We start from the raw sequence: 18,550 nt of genomic DNA on the forward strand, positions 1-18,550 counted from the left end.
TTTTCTGAGAGTTATCTAGTGGGAGAGGAACAAAGAAGCTATTAAGAACTAGAAAATTGCCTTGAGCTAGTCTTTTTTTAATAGGTGGAAAAACTATTTTTCTTTTTTGGTCTCAGGCACAGAAGTTAATTGACTTAAGACATTTTTTTCTAAGTAACTTTGAACTTCTCCAGCGAGATTGAGAGCAAAGGGAGTGAGAGTTTGCAGTTCTTTTGTCGGATCCAGGGGAATCAGCAAGGAAACGGCTATCCAAGGTACTCTCTGTCTTTTTAATTGCGCCCATTGGTCAAGCCAATACCACACCGAGGGATCGTAATGACCACCACCTAGCCAAGCATACCACTGCACTACGGCAAAAGTGCTTTGTGTCCAAGCCTGATAGAATCTAGCCGTGACCTTTCCTCCTGACTGGGTGGGAATTGATAGCTCGGTTGTTTCCCCCTGATTCCAACGACTAATAGAACTGATATCTGACCATTCTACTCCCGGTTGATTTTTATAGTAAAGCTGTGGCCTTAAAAGGACGGTGATCTTCTTGCCATCAGGACTTTCCACCACCTGTATCGACCATGCTCCCTCACCGATTTGTCCTTGCTGCTGATCGATGGTTTTCAGATTAGAGAAGTTGATTCCCGATTCTTGTAGAGTCCGCATTTTTTGAATATTACCGATTCTTGGTTGATCCACCCAAGACCAATGGCCGGAAATTAAATTAGGTAAGATACCGCCTAAAATCAAGAACAGCAGCAGGCATAACAGCAGTAAGTAATTACCAGGTAGCTTTTTTTTGACTTTGTGTAACACTAAAGTTACCTCGTCTGGAATTTTTTGACTAATCATCCTGGCTACCTTCCTCTTGAGTTAGGGACTGTTTTTTGATCGCCTCGCGATACTGCATGATTTGGAAGACCAAAAAGATCAGTAACAACATCAAGACGGAGTATAAATCACCCCCCCAGCTATCGTGGAGTAATTTAAAGTTTTTCTCTTGTCCCGTACCGTGAAACCAAGCTAAAAGCGCGTTACGAACGATGTTAGCTCCAACACTAATTCCAAAGGCACTAAGGATCATAAAGCGGGTTTTACGGCCGTTTTCGATAGTATTAGTCCAATGGAGCAGCAGCAGCGTGACGTAAAGACTGGTAAATAACATTTTCAGCCCCGCACAGTAGGGAGCGATTTCCACCGTCCTACCTTCTACCGCCACATAAATACCGTCAACAGAGACATCTAGACCCGCTTGCTGGAGAATAAAACCAGCGCAAGCAGCAATAAAAACCTGTAGGGGTAGGGTGTAGGGAGCGATCAGGTATGGTATAGGATTAGGAGTCGCTAAAGCCGTTAAAAGTAGGGGAAATCCCTGTAATTTAAAACCTTCCGTTCCTTTTAACCAGAGACAGATTCCCGCTAAAATAATCGGGAAAGATATACTAACCCAAACAGAGGAACCGAGGAGATAGAAAATCGCTCCTAGAATTAACAAAAACGCTCCGAGGGGGTGGGAGCGATCTTCGAGGCGTTGCCATTTTTTACGATTCTGCCAGACAATATAGGCGGCGTAGGGAAGGCCGATCAATCCGTGGCTAAAGTATTCGTGTTCTATGCTGATCGATTTATTCAGCCAACCATCGTACCAGTGAAAGATCACTGGACCATAGATAACCGCCAAAAAACCGATAATCAGCCAAGATTGCCAATTTTTGCGGGATACGGTGGATAAGGAAGGACTAATACGCATAGGACAGGGCGATTTAGTAACAAATTCTAAACTTATGTTACCCGATGAGCGCAGTGATCTGTTCAACCACGATTTCAATCTGCTCCTCGCTGATACTGGGGTACATGGGGAGAGAGACAATTTCTTCACAGAGAGTCTCTGCATTGGGAAAGTCTCCCTGTTGATAACCCAGGTAGCGATAGGCCGGTTGTAGATGACAAGGAATCGGATAATGAATGCCAGTTTGAATACCGACGGCAGTTAATTGTTCTTGTAGTTGTTGGCGATCAACGAGACAATGGGGGAGGAGGCGAATAACGTAGAGATGATAGACATGACCAATCTCGGTTTCGTCTCTTATGGGTAAAATGCCCTTATTGCCTAAAGGAGCTAAAAGCTGATCATATTTTCTAGCCGCTCGCTGACGGGATTGATTCCAGCCTTCCAGATGGGGTAATTTAATGTTTAAAATAGCGGCTTGTATGCTGTCCAAACGGCTATTAGTGCCGATATCAGTGTGAAAATACTTGCTTGGTGCGCCATAATTTCTTAAACTGCGGGCTTTTTGGCTAATTTCGGGATCATTGCTCACTAACATTCCGCCATTGCCAAAAGCGCCTAAATTTTTACTGGGATAAAAACTAAACCCGGCCGCCACACCGACGCTGCCGGCGCGATAACCTTCTCTACTGGCTAAATGGGCCTGGGCTGCATCTTCAAAGATAGTCAGATTATGGCTGCGGGCAAAATCCTCTAATTGTTGAGGTGATACCATCTGTCCGTACAGATGTACTGGGAGAATGGCGCGGGTGTTGGGGGTAATTTTTCGGGCGGCCGCCGCCAGGTCAATTAAGGCCGTATCGAGGTGACAATCAACTAAAATCGGTTTGGCTCCCGCTTGAATAACACTCATGAGGGTGGCGACAAAGGTATTAGCGGGGACTAGCACTTCATCCCCGGCGCCGATGCCGTAAGCTTGTAAAGCTAGGGCAAGAGCAGCAGTGCCAGAAGCTACTCCCACAGCATACTCGACTCCGCAAGCTTGGGCAAAGGCGGTTTCAAATTCGGCTAAAGCTTGGCCTAAAACAAAATCTCCTCGGTCGATAACTGTTTGGATTGCCTCAGTAATTTTTGCTTGCAGAGGCTGATTTTGCCAAGTTAAATCAACAAAGGGAACTTTGATTAAATGGGAATTCATCTATTACTTGTTTAGGGAGACATTATCAATTGTCAAGAGACTAGCATAGGTTTGAGCAAGTTGCCTAGATTTTTAGGCTCTCTTGTTCTTTCTGTCTTGTTCTCCGTGTCCTTTGTGCCTCTGTGGTTTGTCCTTTATAACTGCTTATTATGACTGATTTTTCCGCTTTAACGGCGTTAATTCTGGCTGGTGGTCAAAGTTCCCGCATGGGACGAGATAAAGCTTTGTTATCTTTTCAGGGTCTCTCTTTTCTGGAGAACATCTGTTTAATTGCCCAAGATTGTGCAGTACAAGTGTCTGTGATTACGCCTTGGCCGGAACGTTATGAACTGATCATTCCCCAATATTGCCAAATAATCAAGGAACCTCTCCCCACTAGGGGGCCTTTATTGGCCTTTGCCTTGGGATTAACTTTTGTATCAACCGATTGGGTTTTATTACTCCCCTGCGATTTACCTTTACTCAGGTCTTCAATTATTCAAGAATGGTCAAGATTATTAGCCACTGTACCAGAAAATGCCATCGGTTTGGTTCCCCGCTGCGGCAATCGTTGGGAACCTCTCTGTGCTTTTTATCATCGTCGTTGTTTAGCATCTTTGCAGACTTATATTAAGCAGGGGGGAACTTCTTTTCAAAAATGGTTAAATGTCGCTGTGGTGGAGGAATTAATTATCGATAATTCCGAGATTTTATTTAACTGTAATACCCCAGAAGATTTAGAGATAATAATAAACTCCCCAGATATTAACCGTAAGAAAACCTAGCACAAAAGGGAGTAAAAGTAAAGATATCTGCGAAGAAATATTGGATAAATGGCGATAACTATAGTAGAGTATTCCGGTTAGATAACCCCCCGTTACACCGATAATTGCGCCAATAATATCACCATTTATGGATAAATAGGAGGTAAGCAAAATGACGAGGGAAAAGGGCAAAATTATTAAGCCAGCTAAAAATATATCGCCAGTAAAACTACCATATTTATTACTTAATTTTCTGCCTAACCAGCTAGATAAAGTCAGAGTAATAAAAGGAAATGCTGCCCAACCTAATAACAGTAAAAACTCAGATTTAACTGTCCAGTTTTGCCAAGTAAAAGCGATAAAAAAACTGCTGACGATTGCCGCCAATATCCCGGTAGCTAAAGCCTGATTACGGTCAAGCTTAAAAAAAGACTCTGCTAAACCAGTCCTGGGTTTGAGCAAAGATGAGTAAGAGATTGTCAGCAAATTAAAAATAATAAAAAGAGTTTTTGAACACTTAATTGATTGCTGTTGTCGATAACTTTTATGAACATATTTTAACTTATTAATAATGGCATGATAGCGGCGAAAATTTCCCTGCTGCTTAAATTTCTTGGCTGCTATTTGAAAATCTTTTCGTGCTGCTGGCAGTTCCGAGAGTTCCTCTAGAGCCAATCCTCTTTGATAATAGAATTGGGGATTATTTTGGTCAATGGCGATTGCTTTTCCATAAGCTTCTAGGGAAGATTGGGTGTAACCGAGTCGTTGACGAGATAAACCGAGGTAATAGTAAGCTTGGGAACAATCGGGTTTTAACTGCAAAACTTGCCGACAATCGCTTAAAACTTGCCGATCCTGTTGATTATGGTAGTAAACTTCCGCCCGTTGTAGATAGGCCTGCCAAAATCGCGGATTAATTGCGATCGCTTGCTGGTAAAATGCGATCGCTAATTGATAATTTTTCTCTTGAGCGTAGTGCCATCCCTGTTGATAAAAATCCTCGGCACTGCGGTCAAAAGTGGGTATTTCCGGGGATAAACTGCGATCATAATCTTTTCTTTTGTCTTTATCGCTCAAAACCCGATAAGCTTGTTCAATTTCCCGAAATTTTGTCACTGCCTCTGGATCATTGGGATTATAATCGGGGTGATATTGCCGGGCCAGACGACGAAAAGCAGTTTTTATCTGATTATTGCTGGCATTACGGGGAATTTGCAGGATTTCATAGTAATTTTTCATACTTGAATGGGGGTTGAATTTTCAACTACTGAAAATTGTTGCCAATGGCTCACCGAAACGACTATCATTGTCAATTAAATAGCTTTTATTGAGAGTTGATCGCTTATGTCTGCCTACACTGCTTCCTCCCTGAAAGCGGAACTAAATGCGCGGGGGTGGCGCTTAACTCCCCAGCGAGAGAAAATTCTGCACGTTTTCCAGAATTTACCGAAAGGAAATCATCTGAGTGCCGAAGAATTGCAGGAATTACTGGACAAACGGGGGGAAGGAATTAGTTTATCGACGATTTACCGCAGTGTTAAACTAATGTCGCGGATGGGGATTTTGCGGGAGTTAGAATTGGCCGAGGGTCATAAACACTACGAACTCAATCAACCCTATCCCCACCACCATCATCATTTGGTCTGTATTCAGTGTAATAAAACCATCGAATTTAACAATGATTCCATTCTCAAACACAGTCTCAAACAGTGTGAGAAAGAGGGTTTTCAGTTAATTGACTGTCAGTTAACGGTGATGGCCATCTGTCCAGAAGCTTTGCGGATGGGTTGGCCGTCGGGAATACCGAGTAATTGGAGCTGTACGCGTTCGCTGGTGGATACTCGTTTCCAAAACTGCGAGATTCCCGAATCAAAGGAACCGGAACCAGAAAACTAGACATCTAAGCGGACATTCCCAACTGAAAACCGAGAGCTTTTTTTTGCATTAACTGGAAGATATTATAAAATCCGTTGGCGCGGGAAGGAGTAAGGCTGACTTTTAAACCGGTTTCTTCGATAAAATCCGGGGTGACTTGCAGGATTTCTGTGGGAGTCAGTCCATTTAACCCCTCGATTAACAAAGCAACTAAACCCTTGACTAATTGCGCGTCGGAATCGCCTTTGTACCAAACCTGGCCATTTTCGATGTCGGCAGTGATATAAACTTGGGATACACAGCCATGTACTTTATTAGCGGGTATTTTGGCAGATTCTGGTATTGGTTCTAGTTTTTTAGCAAAACCTAGTAATTGTTCGTATTTTTGCTTAGGATCGGTACGACGTTTGAGGCGTTCGACGATGCGATCGAGATTAGACGGGAGCATATTGCGAGTTAAAATAGGAAAAAATTAGCCAATAGCTTTTTTATATTAGCATTCTCGCGGAAGTTGAGCGCTGTGGTTATCGGTGTAAGGACTGCCTTGGTCAAAGCGCATCGAGGCTATCTGCTAGAATTGGCATCAATCAAACACCACGCTTGCAGGGACATTCATCCGACATTTTAGGTAAATTCCAGAAAAAAAACCACCCTAAACCCCGCACTTGTCAAGTCTTTTACATAATTCTTAATATTTCTTGCCGTTTTGCTCTCCCGCTCTCGTCCGGCTTTTCGACGGAATCGCTAAAATAATTAGGGGTGTTTTAGAGGCAAGTCTATGAGTGAATCGGTAACTCTTGCGGATATTTATCAGCTATTCCGCACTTCCGCTGAGGAATATGATCGCCGGGCTGCCCAATCCAAGGCGGAATATGATCGCCGGGCTGCCCAATCCAAGGCGGAATATGATCGCCGGGCTGAGGAATACGATCGCCTGGTTGCCCAATCCAAGGCGGAATATGATCGCCATAGAGTCGAAATAGAGAACCTCCTGGCCGAATCTAAACTAGAAAGCGATCGCTCGATGGCAGAACTGAAACGCACCGTAGAACGAACCAGCAAAGCGGTAGATAGTCTCACCACTCGCTGGGGTCGATTTGTGGAAGAATTGGTAGAACCGGCGGTTTTACGGCTTTTTCAGGAGAAAGGCATTGATATTAAGGAAGTTTATCCCCGTGCCAGAGTCAAACGTCAAGGCATCGCCATGGAAATTGATATTCTAGCGGTGGATGATACCGATCTCGTGGTGGTGGAATGTAAATCTCGATTATCTCAAGATGATGTGGATGAATTTATTGAAAAATTGACTCGTTTTAAAATCGCTTTTCCCCATTATCAAAACTATCGAGCCTACGGTGCAGTGGCAGGAATTGAAATCAACGAAGGAATCGATCGCTATGCTTATAAAAAAGGTCTATTTGTGATTAAACCCTCCGGGGATACGGTGGCCATTATCAATGATGCCGACTTTCAACCGAATACTTGGTAATTTCCCTAGTCAAAACAATCGCTATGGTTAACCTTTCCTACAATAAAAATCGCCTTCTTCCCACTGCCGAAGAATTGCCCTGTTCTGACGAAACACCCGTGGATAACCAGTTACAGAACGATATTCCCAATCTATTACTTAGTTTATTAGCATTTATTTGGATGGAGCGGGATGATTGGTATTTTGGTGTCGATATGGGAGTTTATTATAATCCCGACGAACCAGCAATCATACCGGATGGGTTTTTGGCAGTGGGAGTCAAACACGATACTGGCGAAAGGGGAAGATTAAGCTATGTTCTCTGGGAAGAGGCTTATATTATGCCCATATTGGCCCTGGAAGTGATTTCCGAGAAATATAATGGGGAATATGAGGGAAAGTTAGCGGATTATCAAACCCTAGGCATTCTCTACTATGCAATTTATAATCCCTTGAGCGGTAGAAGGGGAAGATTTAAAAATAGAGAGAGATTAGAGGTTTATAAGCTTATAGCGGGGAAATACGAGCTTTTAGAGCCTGAAAATAAGCGGGTATGGTTGCCAGAAATCGGGTTAGCCTTGGGATATGAGCAGGGAGAACATATCGCTTGGGTGCGAGAATGGCTTTATTGGTATGATCAATCGGGAAATCGCTATTTAACCGCAGAGGAAAGGGCAATGAATGCGGAAGCGATCGCCCAACAAGAACGTTTGATCGCCGCTCAAGAACGTTTGAATGCCCAACAAGAACGTTTAGCCAAACAGGAAGCAGAAGCGATCGCCGCTCAAGCAGGTTTAGCCAAACAGGAAGCGGAACAAAAAGCCCAACGACTAGCGGAAAGACTAAGAGTACTGGGTATTAACCCCGATGAAGTTTAGGGGTTGCTCCCCAGCAATTTTAGGGGATTAATCGCGTAATAATTCCGGTTCGGTTAATTCGTCAGTCATTTCCATCAGGGCCCGTTGGACGGGTTTAATCATCGGGTCGTCGATATTTTCTACGGTATCGTAGCGGACGCGCTTGGCCCGTCTAGCGACTTGCACGACGATCGAGTAACGATTGCTGGCTGCATTCATTAGTTTATCGGTGAGATAAATCATCTCGGAGGAGTCGAATTTAAACCGTTTGGACATAGTTATACTTAACCTTCTCTGGTGAATTTGGCAGTTGTCACTGATAATAGGTTAGTGATCAGTTTTATTACTCAGTCCACCTTACCACATTTTGTCAACCTTAAGGATAGGGTGATCCTTGATCTCGATTGAATTTTGTCAACTACTTTTTACAAAACTTAAATCAATTTTATGCAGGTTTAAAAATATACAAAGACTACAATGCACAGTAAAGCAAAGGATTAAGCCGCCATCACTACTACCGAATCACCACCAATCTTTCTTAATATAAAGTTTGACAACGACTGTGGTATAATTACACAATAACTTGATATTATTATTACAATAGTCTCAAAAACAATGATCGAATTAAGTCCCGCCGCCGCTAGAGAAATTGAACGTTGGAGTCAAAGCCGTCGCCTGACTGGTTCCTATCTGCGTTTGGCAGTAAAAAACGGTGGTTGTTCGGGACTTCACTACCATCTCGAATTAACCGATATTGCGGCAGAAAATGATCGCTTTTATCAAAGTCAGGGTATTAATATTTTAGTCGATCTTGACAGCGATTGCTATCTACAAATTTTAAAATTAGACTATTCAGAAGATCTCATGGGTGGTGGTTTCCGTTTTACCAATACCAACGCCCAAAATACCTGCGGTTGTGGTCTTTCCTTTAGCGCTTAATTAACTGCTCCAAATAGCCAAGACAACTAAAAGCGCATTAACCAGATAAAAAGCTCCCACAATCTTGGTTTCTGTCCAACCACTTAATTCTAAATGATGATGAAAAGGAGCCATTTTTAATAATCTTTTTCCCTTGCCATCGGGTCCTTTTGTGGCTTTATAATAGATAACCTGAGCGATTACCGAAAGAGATTCCAGAAAGAACAGACCACTAATTAAAAATAATCCCCAGAGATGTCCAGTAATTAAACCCACCGCGGCTAAAGCACCTCCCAAAGCAAGGGAACCCGTATCACCCATGAACACTTTAGCAGGGTTGCGGTTGTGAAAAATGAAGCCTAGACAAGCACCACTAAAACAAGCGCAGAAAATCGCTAAATCTGGGTGACTAGGAGCGATAATAATGGCTAAACCCAAAAAAGCGATCGCAGCTGTTCCTCCTGCTAATCCATCCACCCCATCGGTGAGATTAGTAGCGTTGCTTTCAGCTACAAGGACAAATCCAGCCGAAATCCAGAATAAAAAGCCCAAAGGAATCACTAATCGACCCCAAAGGGTGATATCGGTACTCACCTGATTGACCAACATCCAGAGACAAAAAAGCACTGCCCCCGCTATCTGTAAAATTAACTTCATCCGGGGAGATAGGCCTTTATTCGACTTATAACGCAGAATTTGCCAATCATCTAACCAACCGATACCCATGTAAGCAAAAGTCAGCAATGCAACCGCCACCACATTAGGAGTCAATTTAGACCAGATTAAAGCGAAAATAAGGGCTACCGGCACAAAAAAGCTGCCTCCCATCGTCGGGGTTCCTGCTTTCTTTAAATGAGCTTGGGGACCATCCTCGCGCATAATCTGACCCATTTTCAAGCGCCGCAGCATCGGGACTACTTGACAACCAAGACCACCACTGATTAACGTTGTGGCAATCAAAGGCAGTAACAGGGAATTAGTGGACTGAAAAAAAACTACTAACAGAAATAGTAATCCCGTTAGTAGAATCAGGAGATGGGTTCCAGTGGGTTTTTTAAAGATAGGGGCGGAAAAAATGTTAGCGTTCACGACTAAAGCGTCAGATAAGGGTAAAATTTGCCAAAGAAGACGGGATTAATCTTCATCTAAGACTAATTCGTCCTCGTCGTCATCATAACCGATATCATCGACATCCATCAGTTCAGATAGTTCCACATCTTCTTCGAGAGTCAGATCTGGTTCCGCGACTTTATCCCGGGGAATCATGCGATTATTTTTTTCTAACCACTCGACAATGGAAGCGTCTTTTTTTAGGGGAATAACCGCAGCCGGTTCGTAGCGGGGTTCTTGACGAATAGAAGGATTAAGCATAATCACTCGACGATTAACAGCAGTCATTTCGAGTTTACCATGTCTTTTAAGGCTCTGATAATCTCTTGATTGGCCGCGGGGAAAGTGTAATGATCTAGCTCCTCGATAGTTACCCAGCGGATTTCTTCACATTCGATCGCTCTCGCTTGGCCGCTGAGATAACGACAGTTATATACTTGTAGATTAACCCGAAAATGACTATAGGTGTGATCGATAGTGATTAAATGACTATCAACCGCAATTTCGATGCCAATTTCTTCTAATATCTCCCGTTTAATACATTCTTGTACCGTTTCATTGCCTTCAATTTTGCCGCCGGGGAATTCCCAAAAACCGCCTAGGAGTCCCTTGGCCAGACGGCGATCGATTAAAATTAAATCTCGATCATCTCTAATTACGGCCACACCGATTTGTTTAGAAGCTAAAGAGTCTGTTTCGGGAATCATAGCGGTTATTGGCGAAAAAATAGAAAAAAATAGTTAAAAACTGACTTTTTGAAAATTGATTCAAAAGATGATATAATCGAGAATTGTACGATTAACGATTAACAATGACAGTCAGTTCCGAATCAAAGTTTATTTTAAAAGTATTGTGGTTAGATCAGAACGTAGCGATCGCTGTGGATCAGGTGGTCGGCAAAGGAACTAGCCCTCTCACCGCTTATTTTTTCTGGCCGCGCAATGATGCTTGGCAACAACTGCAAGAGGAGTTAGAAGCAAAACACTGGATTGATGAGTCCGATCGCGTTGAAGTTCTCAACAAAGCCACAGAAGTAATTAATTTTTGGCAAGAGTTACGCAATCAAAGCCGACAAATCCCCATGGCCGATGCACAGTTAAAATTCCCTGAAGTTGTTTTTAGTGGTAGCAATTAATTTATAGCAGTTATCTTAATGGGGAGCGACAAAATCTCCAGTTTTAGACAACGGAAAACAGGAAACTTTTTCAGTGATTACCGAGCAGGAGGAGAACAGCAACTTCTCAATAACAGTATTCAGACCTCAAATCTGATAACTGATAACTGATCACTGAAAAAGAATCGGGTAGGTTTAGATAAACCCACCCGATTTTGCTTTAATTTAATTTGATTTGGTTGGGTTTAAACCGATACTAAACCGCCAGCGGCCTGGTATCTAGCGCGAGCTTTGCGCCATGATTGTTGCGCTTGGATAGTTTTGCGACGGTCATCCCCTTTGCTGGCTTCATCGAGACGGGTTTGGGCCTGTTCGTATTCGGTGCGAGCTTTTTCCTTATCGATTTTTGAGCCTAATTCCGCCCCGTTAACGAGGACTTTGATCTCATTATTTTCGACTTCGGCAAAACCGCCCAAAACTGCGATATTTTCCCAGTCTTTCCCCGGTCGAATTCGCATTACGCCAATATTCAGGGCAGTTAATAAAGGAGCGTGACCGCTAAGAATACCTAATTGTCCTGTGGAACTGGGTAGGATTACTTCTTCAGCCACGTTATCCCAGACAATGCGATCGGGTGTAATAACCCGTACTGTAATGCTCATTGGTGATAATAACGATAATTTTGGCAGATTTCTGGGTTTAGTAACCGCGTTGAGCGGTTACTACTGACTTTTAATTAGCCTTTTTTGAGTTTTTCGCCTTTAGCGATCGCTTCATCGATACTGCCGACCATGTAGAACGCTTGTTCTGGTAAGCGATCGAGTTCACCTTTGAGGATCATCTGGAAGCCTTTGATCGTATCAGCGAGAGTAACGTATTTACCCGGGGAACCGGTGAACACTTCGGCCACGAAGAAAGGTTGCGAGAGGAAACGCTCAATTTTGCGAGCGCGGTCAACGGTGAGACGATCTTCTTCCGATAATTCGTCTAAACCGAGAATAGCGATGATGTCCTGTAACTCTTTATAGCGTTGCAGGGTAGATTGGACGGCGCGAGCGGTGCCGTAGTGTTCATCACCGACGATATCAGCTTGGAGCATGGTGCTGGTGGAACCGAGGGGATCTACCGCCGGATAGATACCTTTGGAAGCCAGACCACGGGATAGTACAGTAGTTCCGTCCAAGTGAGCGAAGGTGGTAGCAGGAGCGGGGTCAGTCAAGTCATCTGCGGGTACATAGACCGCTTGGATGGAAGTGATCGATCCCTCTTTGGTGGAGGTAATCCGCTCTTGCAGGTCGCCTACGTCCGTGCCGAGGGTGGGTTGGTATCCCACCGCAGAAGGCATCCGACCGAGGAGAGCCGATACTTCCGAACCAGCTTGGACGAAACGGAAGATATTATCAACAAATAAGAGTACGTCTTGCTTGTTGACATCGCGGAAATATTCGGCCATGGTCAAAGCGGAGAGACCGACGCGCATTCTCGCTCCGGGGGGTTCGTTCATCTGACCGTAAACGAGGGCGATTTTCGATTCTTCGGGGTTATCAGCGTTGATTACCTTCGATTCGATCATCTCGTTGTAGAGGTCGTTTCCTTCGCGGGTTCTTTCACCCACACCGCCAAAAACCGAGACACCACCGTGTTGGATGGCGATATTGTTGATTAATTCCATCATAATGACGGTTTTGCCCACACCAGCACCCCCAAAGAGGCCGATTTTGCCACCTTGACGGTAGGGGGTGAGCAGGTCAATTACCTTGATACCGGTTTCAAAAACCGTCGGTGTTACTTCAAGATCGACTAATTTGGGAGCGGGACGGTGAATAGGAGAGGTTTCGGTGACGTTAACCGGTCCTTTTTCGTCCACGGGTTCACCAAGAACGTTAAAAATCCGACCGAGGGTGCATTTACCCACGGGAACGCTAATCGCTGCGCCGGTATCGACGATATCCATACCGCGTACTAAACCATCGGTGGTACTCATGGCAACGGCGCGCACTTGGTTATCACCGAGTAACTGTTGTACTTCACAAGTAACGGATAAATTTTGACCGGCGGAGTTAGTTCCTTTTACGGTTAAGGCATTATAAATACGGGGCAGGTTGCCACTGGGAAATTCGGCATCGATGACAGGACCGATGATCTGGACGATTTTACCAACGTTAGTTTCTGTTGTCGCTACCATTGTTTATGTCTACTCTGGGTTTTAGCTGATAACTCCCACAAGGGGAAAGTCTTAATTTTTTGTAAAATTAGCCAATACTCAGCTTATCACGCTAGGGGATCAGATCAGTGATTTTCGCTATCAGCCCTCAGCAGTCGGTCGTCAGGAGACTCCGAGATAGGAGATTATTTTATTTGATCCTCCCACTTACCGCTCCCCACTTCCCACTCCCTGCTTAACAAACACCGGGGTTTGCCTTTAACAGAACCTAGAAGAGCCGTTGGATTAGGTAAAATCTTTGGGTTCTTCGTTACTTGCTATGGTTCAGCAATTCTCATTTTAAGGTTTCATGACATTAAAACCCTTGCACCTAGAGGGGTTAATAATTCTTAACGAATCTCTAGATCGCTGAAACAACGCAAAATCGTTTCAAAATGAGAATTGCTGCTCCTTGCCAGGGCGCACGGTTTGCCTCAATGAATTGACGTATAACCCTAGTTAAAGCAGGGCTTTCGGATACCTGGCACGCTGAGCAGGGGAGAGAGGGAGCGGGGGAGTACAGGTTTTTGCTCTTCTGTTGTCTCCCTTTTCCTTGGTTCACGAGTGCTAGAAGATTTAGATTCAGGGAGATGAACCCCTGCCAATAGCTTACTCCCCCAGTGGCATCGGGTAGCGGTGTTCTTCTCCTTGGGTTTGTATTTCTGGCAAAAGCCTTTGTACTTTCTGGCACATTCTTCTAAGCTGTCACCCAGTTTAAGAAAAGCAGGATGCCATTGAGTTAAGCCATCATCGGTTAAACGTTCATAACTGCCGTAGTTACTGAAATCGTAGAAAAAACCAGAACGCATTTTGGCGGCTTTCGGGTTGCCGTGAATGTAACGTAAGGTATTTAATGCTCTTTCTCTATCTGAAGGAGGGAAACCATCGCAAAAATAACGCTTTTCCCAAAAGTGTCCTGTCCTTCTGAGCATCGGATTAAAACACATCGCCGTGTACCAGTTGAGGAAGTGCATGATTTTGGGTAAATCTTCAGGTTGGGCAGGTTCAATGAGATAATGGACATGATTAGACATGATACAGAGAGCATAAAGCTTAAACTGGTGTTTGTCTAAAGCCTTCTTGATGGCATAAAGAAATACCTCCCGGCATTCCCGCTTGGATAATTTGAATTCTCGGTTATTGCAGCGTGTGGTGACGTGGTAGGAATAACCAGCTTGAAGATTTCGAGGTTTTCTAGGCATATTTAAATTCTGTAAAACGGAGTAAGTTTTATGTTAATCACAAAACCCCGCTTTCAAACCTTCGTTGAATATCTACATTATGAGGATAATTCAGAGGAACACTATGAATTATTTAACGGAGAATTGGTAGAAATGCCACCAGAATCAGGACTTAACTTTGAAATCGCTAACTTTCTTTTTCTCAAATTTGCCTCACTTGTTGGACATCGGAGAGTCAGAGGACATGGTTTAGAATTAGAAGTGAGAGGCGAACCGAAAAACCGTTACCCTGACTTAACCATTATTCGAGAAGAACATATTCAATTACTCTCCCAGAGAAATACGATTCTTCTTTCCATGTTACCCCCCTTATTAGTCATTGAAGTGGTTAGTCCCGGGGAAATCCAAAGAGAGAGAGATTACATCGCCAAAAGAAGCCAATATCAAGATTGTGGTATTCCCGAATACTGGATAGTTGATCCTCAAACTCAAACCATTTTAGTCTTAGAATTAAGAGAAAATACTTATACAGAAATTGGTAATTTTAGCAATGATGACTTAGTAAAATCTTCTACATTTGGTCAACTTAATTTAAAAGTTTTTCAAGTATTTAATCAAGAAAATTCAAACCAATGATTACTGTCGAACCTATTACCTTTTACAACAATCAAGAGAGGATAAATTATGATGACATTAGAACAAGCTCTTATGACAGTTAATGAACTACCTATTGAACAGAGAGAAATGTTAATAGAAATTGTCAAAAATCAAATGATAGAATCCTATCGAGACGAAATAGCCCGAAATGCTAAAGAAGCGAGGGAAGCTTTTCAAAGAGGGGAATTAAAACCGCAACCTTTAGAAGATATTATTGATGAATTAAAAACCTTATTAACAGAAGATGAATGAAAGAGATTATTGCAACAAAAAAGTTTATTTGAACTTATGATAGTTGCTGACATTCAAAAAAACTCCCTCAAACAACAGCGATCATTCTAAAAAGTGCCAAAAAAGATTAGAGAATTAAAACAAATGTTACAAAAAGCAGGATTTACACTATTACCTAAACGAGGAAAAGGCAGTCATTCCTATTGGGTACATCCTTTAATGTCAAATCCCATCGTTCTTTCCCAGCAATTCTCATTTTGAAATAAATAGAGCATTAACCCCGATTTTGGCAAGGAAAATATAGTACGAAGCAACTATTTTCTAGAAGAGGCGAACAATAAAAAAAACAATTGGCTAGACAAATTAAGTATAAATACTCAAGCAATCAAAGAGGTTGGCTGAGAACGAACGGGGTTAAATCAGGAAGATAGTTCTGTTTTTAGAATAGGGAATTCAAGGGAAATAAAAATTTATAATTATTGTCAGCTAAGGTAAAATGGGTGAGATAGAAATCCACCAGCACGTCAAATTATTCCAAGATGGCTCAAAAAGCGGCAACCCTAGAAATTTCGGAATTAATGCAATTTTTACATCAAGAATTAGATGATTTACCCGATGAGAGGAAACCTGGAAATAATAGAAAATATGAGATAAAAGATGCCGTGATGGCTGCATTTTCAGTCTTTTTTACTCAGTCGCCGTCTTTTTTAGACCATCAACGTTTAATGAAAAGCAATAAGGGAAAAGATAATGCTGAAAGTTTATTTTCAATTAAAAAAATTCCTGGGGATAATCAAATAAGAAATTTGCTAGATCCAGTGCCAGCATCTAATATCTCTAGGACTTTTCAAAAAGTCTATGAATGGTTAAAAGAAAAGGGAGTTTTGAAAAAGTTTCTCTACTTAGATGGAGAAATATTAGTGGCGTTAGATGGCACAGAATATTTCTCATCCAAGAAAATTAATTGCCCTCATTGTAACTGTCGTAATCATCGAAATGGAACTACAACTTATTTTCATGGCTGTGTCACACCGATAGTAGTTTCTCCTAAGCAAAAACAAGTAATTAATTTAGAGCCAGAATTCATTAAAAAACAAGATGGACATCAAAAACAAGACTGTGAAAATGCGGCCGTTAAAAGATGGTTAAATAGGAATCATAAAAATAAGTATGGTTATCCTGTAACTCTTTTAGGAGACGACTTATATTCTCACGAACCTGTTTGTGAATTAGCGATAAAACAAGGTTATAATTTTATTTTTGTTTGTTTGGAAACGTCGCATAAAACTTTATATGAATGGCTAGAATTTTTAGAAAAAAGTGGCGAAGTTAGGACCGTTGAAAAGAAACAATGGGATGGACGAAAAAATCTAATTTATCGTTATCGTTATGCTTCTAGAGTTCCCTTAAGAGAGGGGGACTCAAGTCTCGAAGTTAATTGGTGTGAAGTGACTGTTATCAATGAAAAAACCCAGAAAACTATCTACCAAAATAATTGGATAACTAATCATAAAATCACGGAAAATAATGTCGAAGAAATTGTCAAAGCTGGACGTAGCAGATGGAAAGTTGAAAATGAAGGCAATAACGTTCTTAAAAATCACGGTTATAATTTAGAGCATAACTTTGGTCACGGTCAGAATCATTTGTGCGAGTTCTTATTGTCTTTGAATTTACTAGCTTTTTTATTTCATACCGTGTTGGATTTAGTTAATTACACCTATCAAAAGATTCGTGAGCTATTAGTAACTAGGACTTCTTTCTTTAATGATATTCGTACCCTATTAAAATTTATTTGGTTTAAGAATTGGTCGGAATTTTTCTCATTTATTCTAACCGAATATGTCCCATTTAAAAAAGTAAATTCTAGTTAAAAATGTCAGAACTCTTGAAGGAGAAAAAGAAAATTGTTTATAAAAAAACTAAAAATTTTGTTAGAATTTCATCCAGATTTATGAGTTGAAATCGATTTTTCGTGGACAAAGTTCTTAAAACCTGTCTATCTCCAGCTTTGGATGATAATTATCTGTCAAAAAATCATGCTTCTACACAAGTTCTCTATTTAAATAAGAGAATTTTATCTGATTTTTTTCAAAATGAGAATTGCTGGTTCTTTCCGGTAAAGATGGTAAAGATGCCCAACCCTATCAAGAAAAGGATATTATGACAGCAATTAAAGAATTAGAACAATTAGAACAAGGAGATAATTAATCATGAAATATAGCATTTTAATTCAATGGTCTGAAGAAGATAATGCCTATATTGCCAGTTTACCCGAATGGGGAAAATACGCTCGAACTCACGGCAGCACCTATCAAGAAGCCCTTGATAATGCCCAAGAAGTTTTAGAAGATTTGGTAGATATATAGCGTTTCTGATTCACAAGAGGTACATTCCCGATCCTGAACAGCTTAATCAGCAAAGGTTTAAGTGTGCCGCACAGATGCGAGAACCGCTATATATACCCAAGAAAATAAACCTTTGCCCTCGCCAAAACTATTACAAATAGCTTAGAAAATTACTAATGACTAATCTCCCAACTATTCCAGGACTAAAAGAACTACAAAAACAAACCAAAGGTACATCAGAAATAACCATCGCCATTCTTGATGGTGTAGTTGATACCGACCATCCCTGCTTCAACGGGGCAGACCTAACCCGTTTATCCACCCTCGTCCAGCATCAAGCCACCGCGGGGCAAATGTCCACTCACGGAACCCATATTGCCAGCCTCATCTTTGCACAACCCAACAGCGAAATCCCTGGCATCGCCCCCCAGTGTCGAGGCCTACTCGTCCCCGTCTTCTCTGACGATAACCGCAAACTCTCCCAACTCGATTTAGCGAGGGCGATTGAACAAGCCGCCGAAAACGGAGCAAAAGTGATTAATATTAGCGGCGGGGCCCTCACTGATATGGGAGAAGCCGAAGATTGGCTAATTCGCGCCGTCGAGATGTGTAACGAGAGAAATATCAGCAATTCTCATTTTGAAAACAAAAGAAGATAAAGTTCTCTTGTTCACATAGAGAACTTCTGTCTAATTATCATTTTTTTTCAAGATAATCATCATAATTAGCTTCAAGAGACAGTTTTAAAATATCTGCCCATAAAAAACTTATCTCAACTCATAAATTTAGCTGAAATTCTGACCTAATTTGTGGTTTTTTCAATGAATAAAATAATCTTTCCTTCTCTCGAAAAATTGACATTTTTAACTAGAATTTACTTTTTTAAATGGGACATATTCGGTTAGAATAAATGAGAAAAATTCCGACCAA

General features: G+C 41.9%; 22 protein-coding genes and 1 pseudogene. 11 read left to right on the forward strand and 12 right to left on the reverse strand.

Annotated features, from left to right (window positions below; genetic code table 11):
* Positions 1-93: 93 nt before the first annotated feature.
* The 3 genes from ACE3JL_RS23100 to ACE3JL_RS23110 are packed head-to-tail and all read right to left on the reverse strand — an operon-like array spanning position 94 to position 2,915.
* Entirely contained in the window at positions 94-840 is a 747-nt protein-coding gene (locus tag ACE3JL_RS23100) for a cyanoexosortase B system-associated protein (protein WP_271988580.1), read from the reverse strand.
* Positions 833-1,738: a cyanoexosortase B gene (crtB, locus tag ACE3JL_RS23105; RefSeq protein ID WP_375328484.1), complete on the reverse strand. Its 906-nt coding sequence runs from the start codon at positions 1,736-1,738 to the stop codon at positions 833-835. Before crtB ends, ACE3JL_RS23100 begins: the two co-directional genes overlap by 8 nt.
* Before the next feature lie 37 nt (positions 1,739-1,775).
* Positions 1,776-2,915 (reverse strand): DegT/DnrJ/EryC1/StrS aminotransferase family protein, encoded by a 1,140-nt coding sequence (locus ACE3JL_RS23110; RefSeq protein WP_271988578.1) that lies wholly within the window; start codon positions 2,913-2,915, stop codon positions 1,776-1,778.
* 149 nt (positions 2,916-3,064) lie between these two features.
* Between ACE3JL_RS23110 and ACE3JL_RS23115 the strand changes: the two genes are divergently transcribed.
* Entirely contained in the window at positions 3,065-3,679 is a 615-nt protein-coding gene (locus ACE3JL_RS23115; protein WP_375328485.1) for a molybdenum cofactor guanylyltransferase, read from the forward strand.
* On the opposite strand, the gene ACE3JL_RS23120 is transcribed toward ACE3JL_RS23115, so the two are convergent.
* The gene (locus ACE3JL_RS23120; RefSeq protein WP_271988576.1) at positions 3,632-4,897 is read right to left on the reverse strand and encodes a DnaJ domain-containing protein; all 1,266 of its coding nucleotides are present in this window, start codon (positions 4,895-4,897) and stop codon (positions 3,632-3,634) included. The genes ACE3JL_RS23115 and ACE3JL_RS23120 overlap by 48 nt on opposite strands.
* A gap of 105 nt (positions 4,898-5,002) precedes the next feature.
* On the opposite strand from ACE3JL_RS23120, the gene ACE3JL_RS23125 reads away from it, so the two are divergent.
* Positions 5,003-5,554 carry a transcriptional repressor gene (locus tag ACE3JL_RS23125; RefSeq protein WP_149975670.1) on the forward strand — a complete coding sequence of 184 codons (552 nt, stop codon included), beginning with the start codon at positions 5,003-5,005 and terminating at the stop codon, positions 5,552-5,554.
* Positions 5,555-5,558: 4 nt separating this feature from the next.
* Here the strand turns inward: ACE3JL_RS23125 and ACE3JL_RS23130 are convergent, their stop codons facing one another.
* Positions 5,559-5,981 carry a SufE family protein gene (locus ACE3JL_RS23130; RefSeq protein WP_375328486.1) on the reverse strand — a complete coding sequence of 141 codons (423 nt, stop codon included), beginning with the start codon at positions 5,979-5,981 and terminating at the stop codon, positions 5,559-5,561.
* Between the two features lie 330 nt (positions 5,982-6,311).
* Here ACE3JL_RS23130 and ACE3JL_RS23135 point away from each other — a divergent pair, with 330 nt between their 5' ends.
* Complete coding sequence (locus ACE3JL_RS23135) at positions 6,312-7,022, forward strand: DUF3782 domain-containing protein (protein ID WP_375328487.1); 711 nt, start codon at positions 6,312-6,314, stop codon at positions 7,020-7,022.
* Between the two features lie 23 nt (positions 7,023-7,045).
* A complete protein-coding gene (locus ACE3JL_RS23140; RefSeq protein WP_271990132.1) occupies positions 7,046-7,879 on the forward strand; it encodes a Uma2 family endonuclease in 834 nt (277 codons plus the stop codon).
* Between the two features lie 27 nt (positions 7,880-7,906).
* On the opposite strand, the gene ACE3JL_RS23145 is transcribed toward ACE3JL_RS23140, so the two are convergent.
* Positions 7,907-8,134 carry a DNA-directed RNA polymerase subunit omega gene (locus ACE3JL_RS23145; protein WP_002761217.1) on the reverse strand — a complete coding sequence of 76 codons (228 nt, stop codon included), beginning with the start codon at positions 8,132-8,134 and terminating at the stop codon, positions 7,907-7,909.
* A gap of 339 nt (positions 8,135-8,473) precedes the next feature.
* Here ACE3JL_RS23145 and ACE3JL_RS23150 point away from each other — a divergent pair, with 339 nt between their 5' ends.
* Positions 8,474-8,797 carry an iron-sulfur cluster assembly accessory protein gene (locus ACE3JL_RS23150; RefSeq protein ID WP_271990128.1) on the forward strand — a complete coding sequence of 108 codons (324 nt, stop codon included), beginning with the start codon at positions 8,474-8,476 and terminating at the stop codon, positions 8,795-8,797.
* Here the strand turns inward: ACE3JL_RS23150 and mraY are convergent, their stop codons facing one another.
* From mraY to mutT, 3 genes are read right to left on the reverse strand one after another with little or no spacing between them, the layout of a single operon-like run.
* Entirely contained in the window at positions 8,798-9,865 is a 1,068-nt protein-coding gene (mraY, locus tag ACE3JL_RS23155) for a phospho-N-acetylmuramoyl-pentapeptide-transferase (protein WP_375328488.1), read from the reverse strand.
* Positions 9,866-9,910: 45 nt separating this feature from the next.
* Positions 9,911-10,174 carry a DUF3134 domain-containing protein gene (locus tag ACE3JL_RS23160; protein ID WP_271990122.1) on the reverse strand — a complete coding sequence of 88 codons (264 nt, stop codon included), beginning with the start codon at positions 10,172-10,174 and terminating at the stop codon, positions 9,911-9,913.
* Complete coding sequence (mutT, locus tag ACE3JL_RS23165; protein WP_150976381.1) at positions 10,171-10,593, reverse strand: 8-oxo-dGTP diphosphatase MutT; 423 nt, start codon at positions 10,591-10,593, stop codon at positions 10,171-10,173. The genes ACE3JL_RS23160 and mutT overlap by 4 nt, the downstream gene beginning before the upstream one ends.
* 104 nt (positions 10,594-10,697) lie before the next feature.
* Between mutT and ACE3JL_RS23170 the strand changes: the two genes are divergently transcribed.
* Entirely contained in the window at positions 10,698-11,021 is a 324-nt protein-coding gene (locus ACE3JL_RS23170; protein ID WP_271990120.1) for a 30S ribosomal protein PSRP-3, read from the forward strand.
* 224 nt (positions 11,022-11,245) lie between these two features.
* Here the strand turns inward: ACE3JL_RS23170 and atpC are convergent, their stop codons facing one another.
* The 3 genes from atpC to ACE3JL_RS23185 all read right to left on the reverse strand — a co-directional run bounded on the left by atpC (position 11,246) and on the right by ACE3JL_RS23185 (position 14,405).
* Positions 11,246-11,662, reverse strand: coding sequence for an ATP synthase F1 subunit epsilon (atpC, locus tag ACE3JL_RS23175; protein WP_185241173.1), 417 nt, complete (start codon positions 11,660-11,662; stop codon positions 11,246-11,248).
* A gap of 74 nt (positions 11,663-11,736) precedes the next feature.
* On the reverse strand, positions 11,737-13,185 hold the full coding sequence (gene atpD / locus ACE3JL_RS23180) for a F0F1 ATP synthase subunit beta (RefSeq protein WP_002786548.1): 1,449 nt from the start codon (positions 13,183-13,185) through the stop codon (positions 11,737-11,739).
* A gap of 473 nt (positions 13,186-13,658) precedes the next feature.
* Complete coding sequence (locus ACE3JL_RS23185; protein WP_375328489.1) at positions 13,659-14,405, reverse strand: transposase; 747 nt, start codon at positions 14,403-14,405, stop codon at positions 13,659-13,661.
* A 30-nt stretch (positions 14,406-14,435) separates the two neighbouring features.
* Between ACE3JL_RS23185 and ACE3JL_RS23190 the strand changes: the two genes are divergently transcribed.
* The 5 genes and pseudogenes from ACE3JL_RS23190 (at position 14,436) to ACE3JL_RS23210 (ending at position 18,279) form a co-directional block, all read left to right on the forward strand.
* On the forward strand, positions 14,436-15,020 hold the full coding sequence (locus ACE3JL_RS23190; RefSeq protein ID WP_271992235.1) for a Uma2 family endonuclease: 585 nt from the start codon (positions 14,436-14,438) through the stop codon (positions 15,018-15,020).
* Positions 15,021-15,068: 48 nt separating this feature from the next.
* The gene (locus ACE3JL_RS23195; protein ID WP_002762738.1) at positions 15,069-15,293 is read left to right on the forward strand and encodes a hypothetical protein; all 225 of its coding nucleotides are present in this window, start codon (positions 15,069-15,071) and stop codon (positions 15,291-15,293) included.
* A gap of 518 nt (positions 15,294-15,811) precedes the next feature.
* Positions 15,812-17,060, forward strand: a pseudogene (locus ACE3JL_RS23200) (ISNCY family transposase).
* Between the two features lie 425 nt (positions 17,061-17,485).
* Positions 17,486-17,641: a type II toxin-antitoxin system HicB family antitoxin gene (locus ACE3JL_RS23205; protein WP_375328490.1), complete on the forward strand. Its 156-nt coding sequence runs from the start codon at positions 17,486-17,488 to the stop codon at positions 17,639-17,641.
* A gap of 155 nt (positions 17,642-17,796) precedes the next feature.
* Entirely contained in the window at positions 17,797-18,279 is a 483-nt protein-coding gene (locus tag ACE3JL_RS23210) for a S8 family serine peptidase (RefSeq protein WP_375328491.1), read from the forward strand.
* Positions 18,280-18,550 lie beyond the last annotated feature (271 nt).

The organism is Microcystis sp. BLCC-F210, assembly GCF_042134685.1.
GTDB classification, from domain to species: domain Bacteria; phylum Cyanobacteriota; class Cyanobacteriia; order Cyanobacteriales; family Microcystaceae; genus Microcystis; species Microcystis aeruginosa_D.

Coding starts and splice junctions, on each gene's coding strand:
- ACE3JL_RS23145 (WP_002761217.1), bottom strand. CDS start 8,134: ATGTCCAAACGGTTTAAATTCGACTCCTCCGAGATGATTTATCTCACC.
- ACE3JL_RS23195 (WP_002762738.1), top strand. CDS start 15,069: ATGATGACATTAGAACAAGCTCTTATGACAGTTAATGAACTACCTATT.
- ACE3JL_RS23125 (WP_149975670.1), top strand. CDS start 5,003: ATGTCTGCCTACACTGCTTCCTCCCTGAAAGCGGAACTAAATGCGCGG.
- ACE3JL_RS23130 (WP_375328486.1), bottom strand. CDS start 5,981: ATGCTCCCGTCTAATCTCGATCGCATCGTCGAACGCCTCAAACGTCGT.
- ACE3JL_RS23120 (WP_271988576.1), bottom strand. CDS start 4,897: ATGAAAAATTACTATGAAATCCTGCAAATTCCCCGTAATGCCAGCAAT.
- ACE3JL_RS23110 (WP_271988578.1), bottom strand. CDS start 2,915: ATGAATTCCCATTTAATCAAAGTTCCCTTTGTTGATTTAACTTGGCAA.
- ACE3JL_RS23170 (WP_271990120.1), top strand. CDS start 10,698: ATGACAGTCAGTTCCGAATCAAAGTTTATTTTAAAAGTATTGTGGTTA.
- ACE3JL_RS23100 (WP_271988580.1), bottom strand. CDS start 840: ATGATTAGTCAAAAAATTCCAGACGAGGTAACTTTAGTGTTACACAAA.
- ACE3JL_RS23205 (WP_375328490.1), top strand. CDS start 17,486: ATGAAATATAGCATTTTAATTCAATGGTCTGAAGAAGATAATGCCTAT.
- ACE3JL_RS23210 (WP_375328491.1), top strand. CDS start 17,797: ATGACTAATCTCCCAACTATTCCAGGACTAAAAGAACTACAAAAACAA.
- atpD (WP_002786548.1), bottom strand. CDS start 13,185: ATGGTAGCGACAACAGAAACTAACGTTGGTAAAATCGTCCAGATCATC.
- ACE3JL_RS23150 (WP_271990128.1), top strand. CDS start 8,474: ATGATCGAATTAAGTCCCGCCGCCGCTAGAGAAATTGAACGTTGGAGT.
- ACE3JL_RS23135 (WP_375328487.1), top strand. CDS start 6,312: ATGAGTGAATCGGTAACTCTTGCGGATATTTATCAGCTATTCCGCACT.
- ACE3JL_RS23190 (WP_271992235.1), top strand. CDS start 14,436: ATGTTAATCACAAAACCCCGCTTTCAAACCTTCGTTGAATATCTACAT.
- ACE3JL_RS23185 (WP_375328489.1), bottom strand. CDS start 14,405: ATGCCTAGAAAACCTCGAAATCTTCAAGCTGGTTATTCCTACCACGTC.
- ACE3JL_RS23160 (WP_271990122.1), bottom strand. CDS start 10,174: ATGACTGCTGTTAATCGTCGAGTGATTATGCTTAATCCTTCTATTCGT.
- mutT (WP_150976381.1), bottom strand. CDS start 10,593: ATGATTCCCGAAACAGACTCTTTAGCTTCTAAACAAATCGGTGTGGCC.
- ACE3JL_RS23115 (WP_375328485.1), top strand. CDS start 3,065: ATGACTGATTTTTCCGCTTTAACGGCGTTAATTCTGGCTGGTGGTCAA.
- ACE3JL_RS23140 (WP_271990132.1), top strand. CDS start 7,046: ATGGTTAACCTTTCCTACAATAAAAATCGCCTTCTTCCCACTGCCGAA.
- atpC (WP_185241173.1), bottom strand. CDS start 11,662: ATGAGCATTACAGTACGGGTTATTACACCCGATCGCATTGTCTGGGAT.
- crtB (WP_375328484.1), bottom strand. CDS start 1,738: ATGCGTATTAGTCCTTCCTTATCCACCGTATCCCGCAAAAATTGGCAA.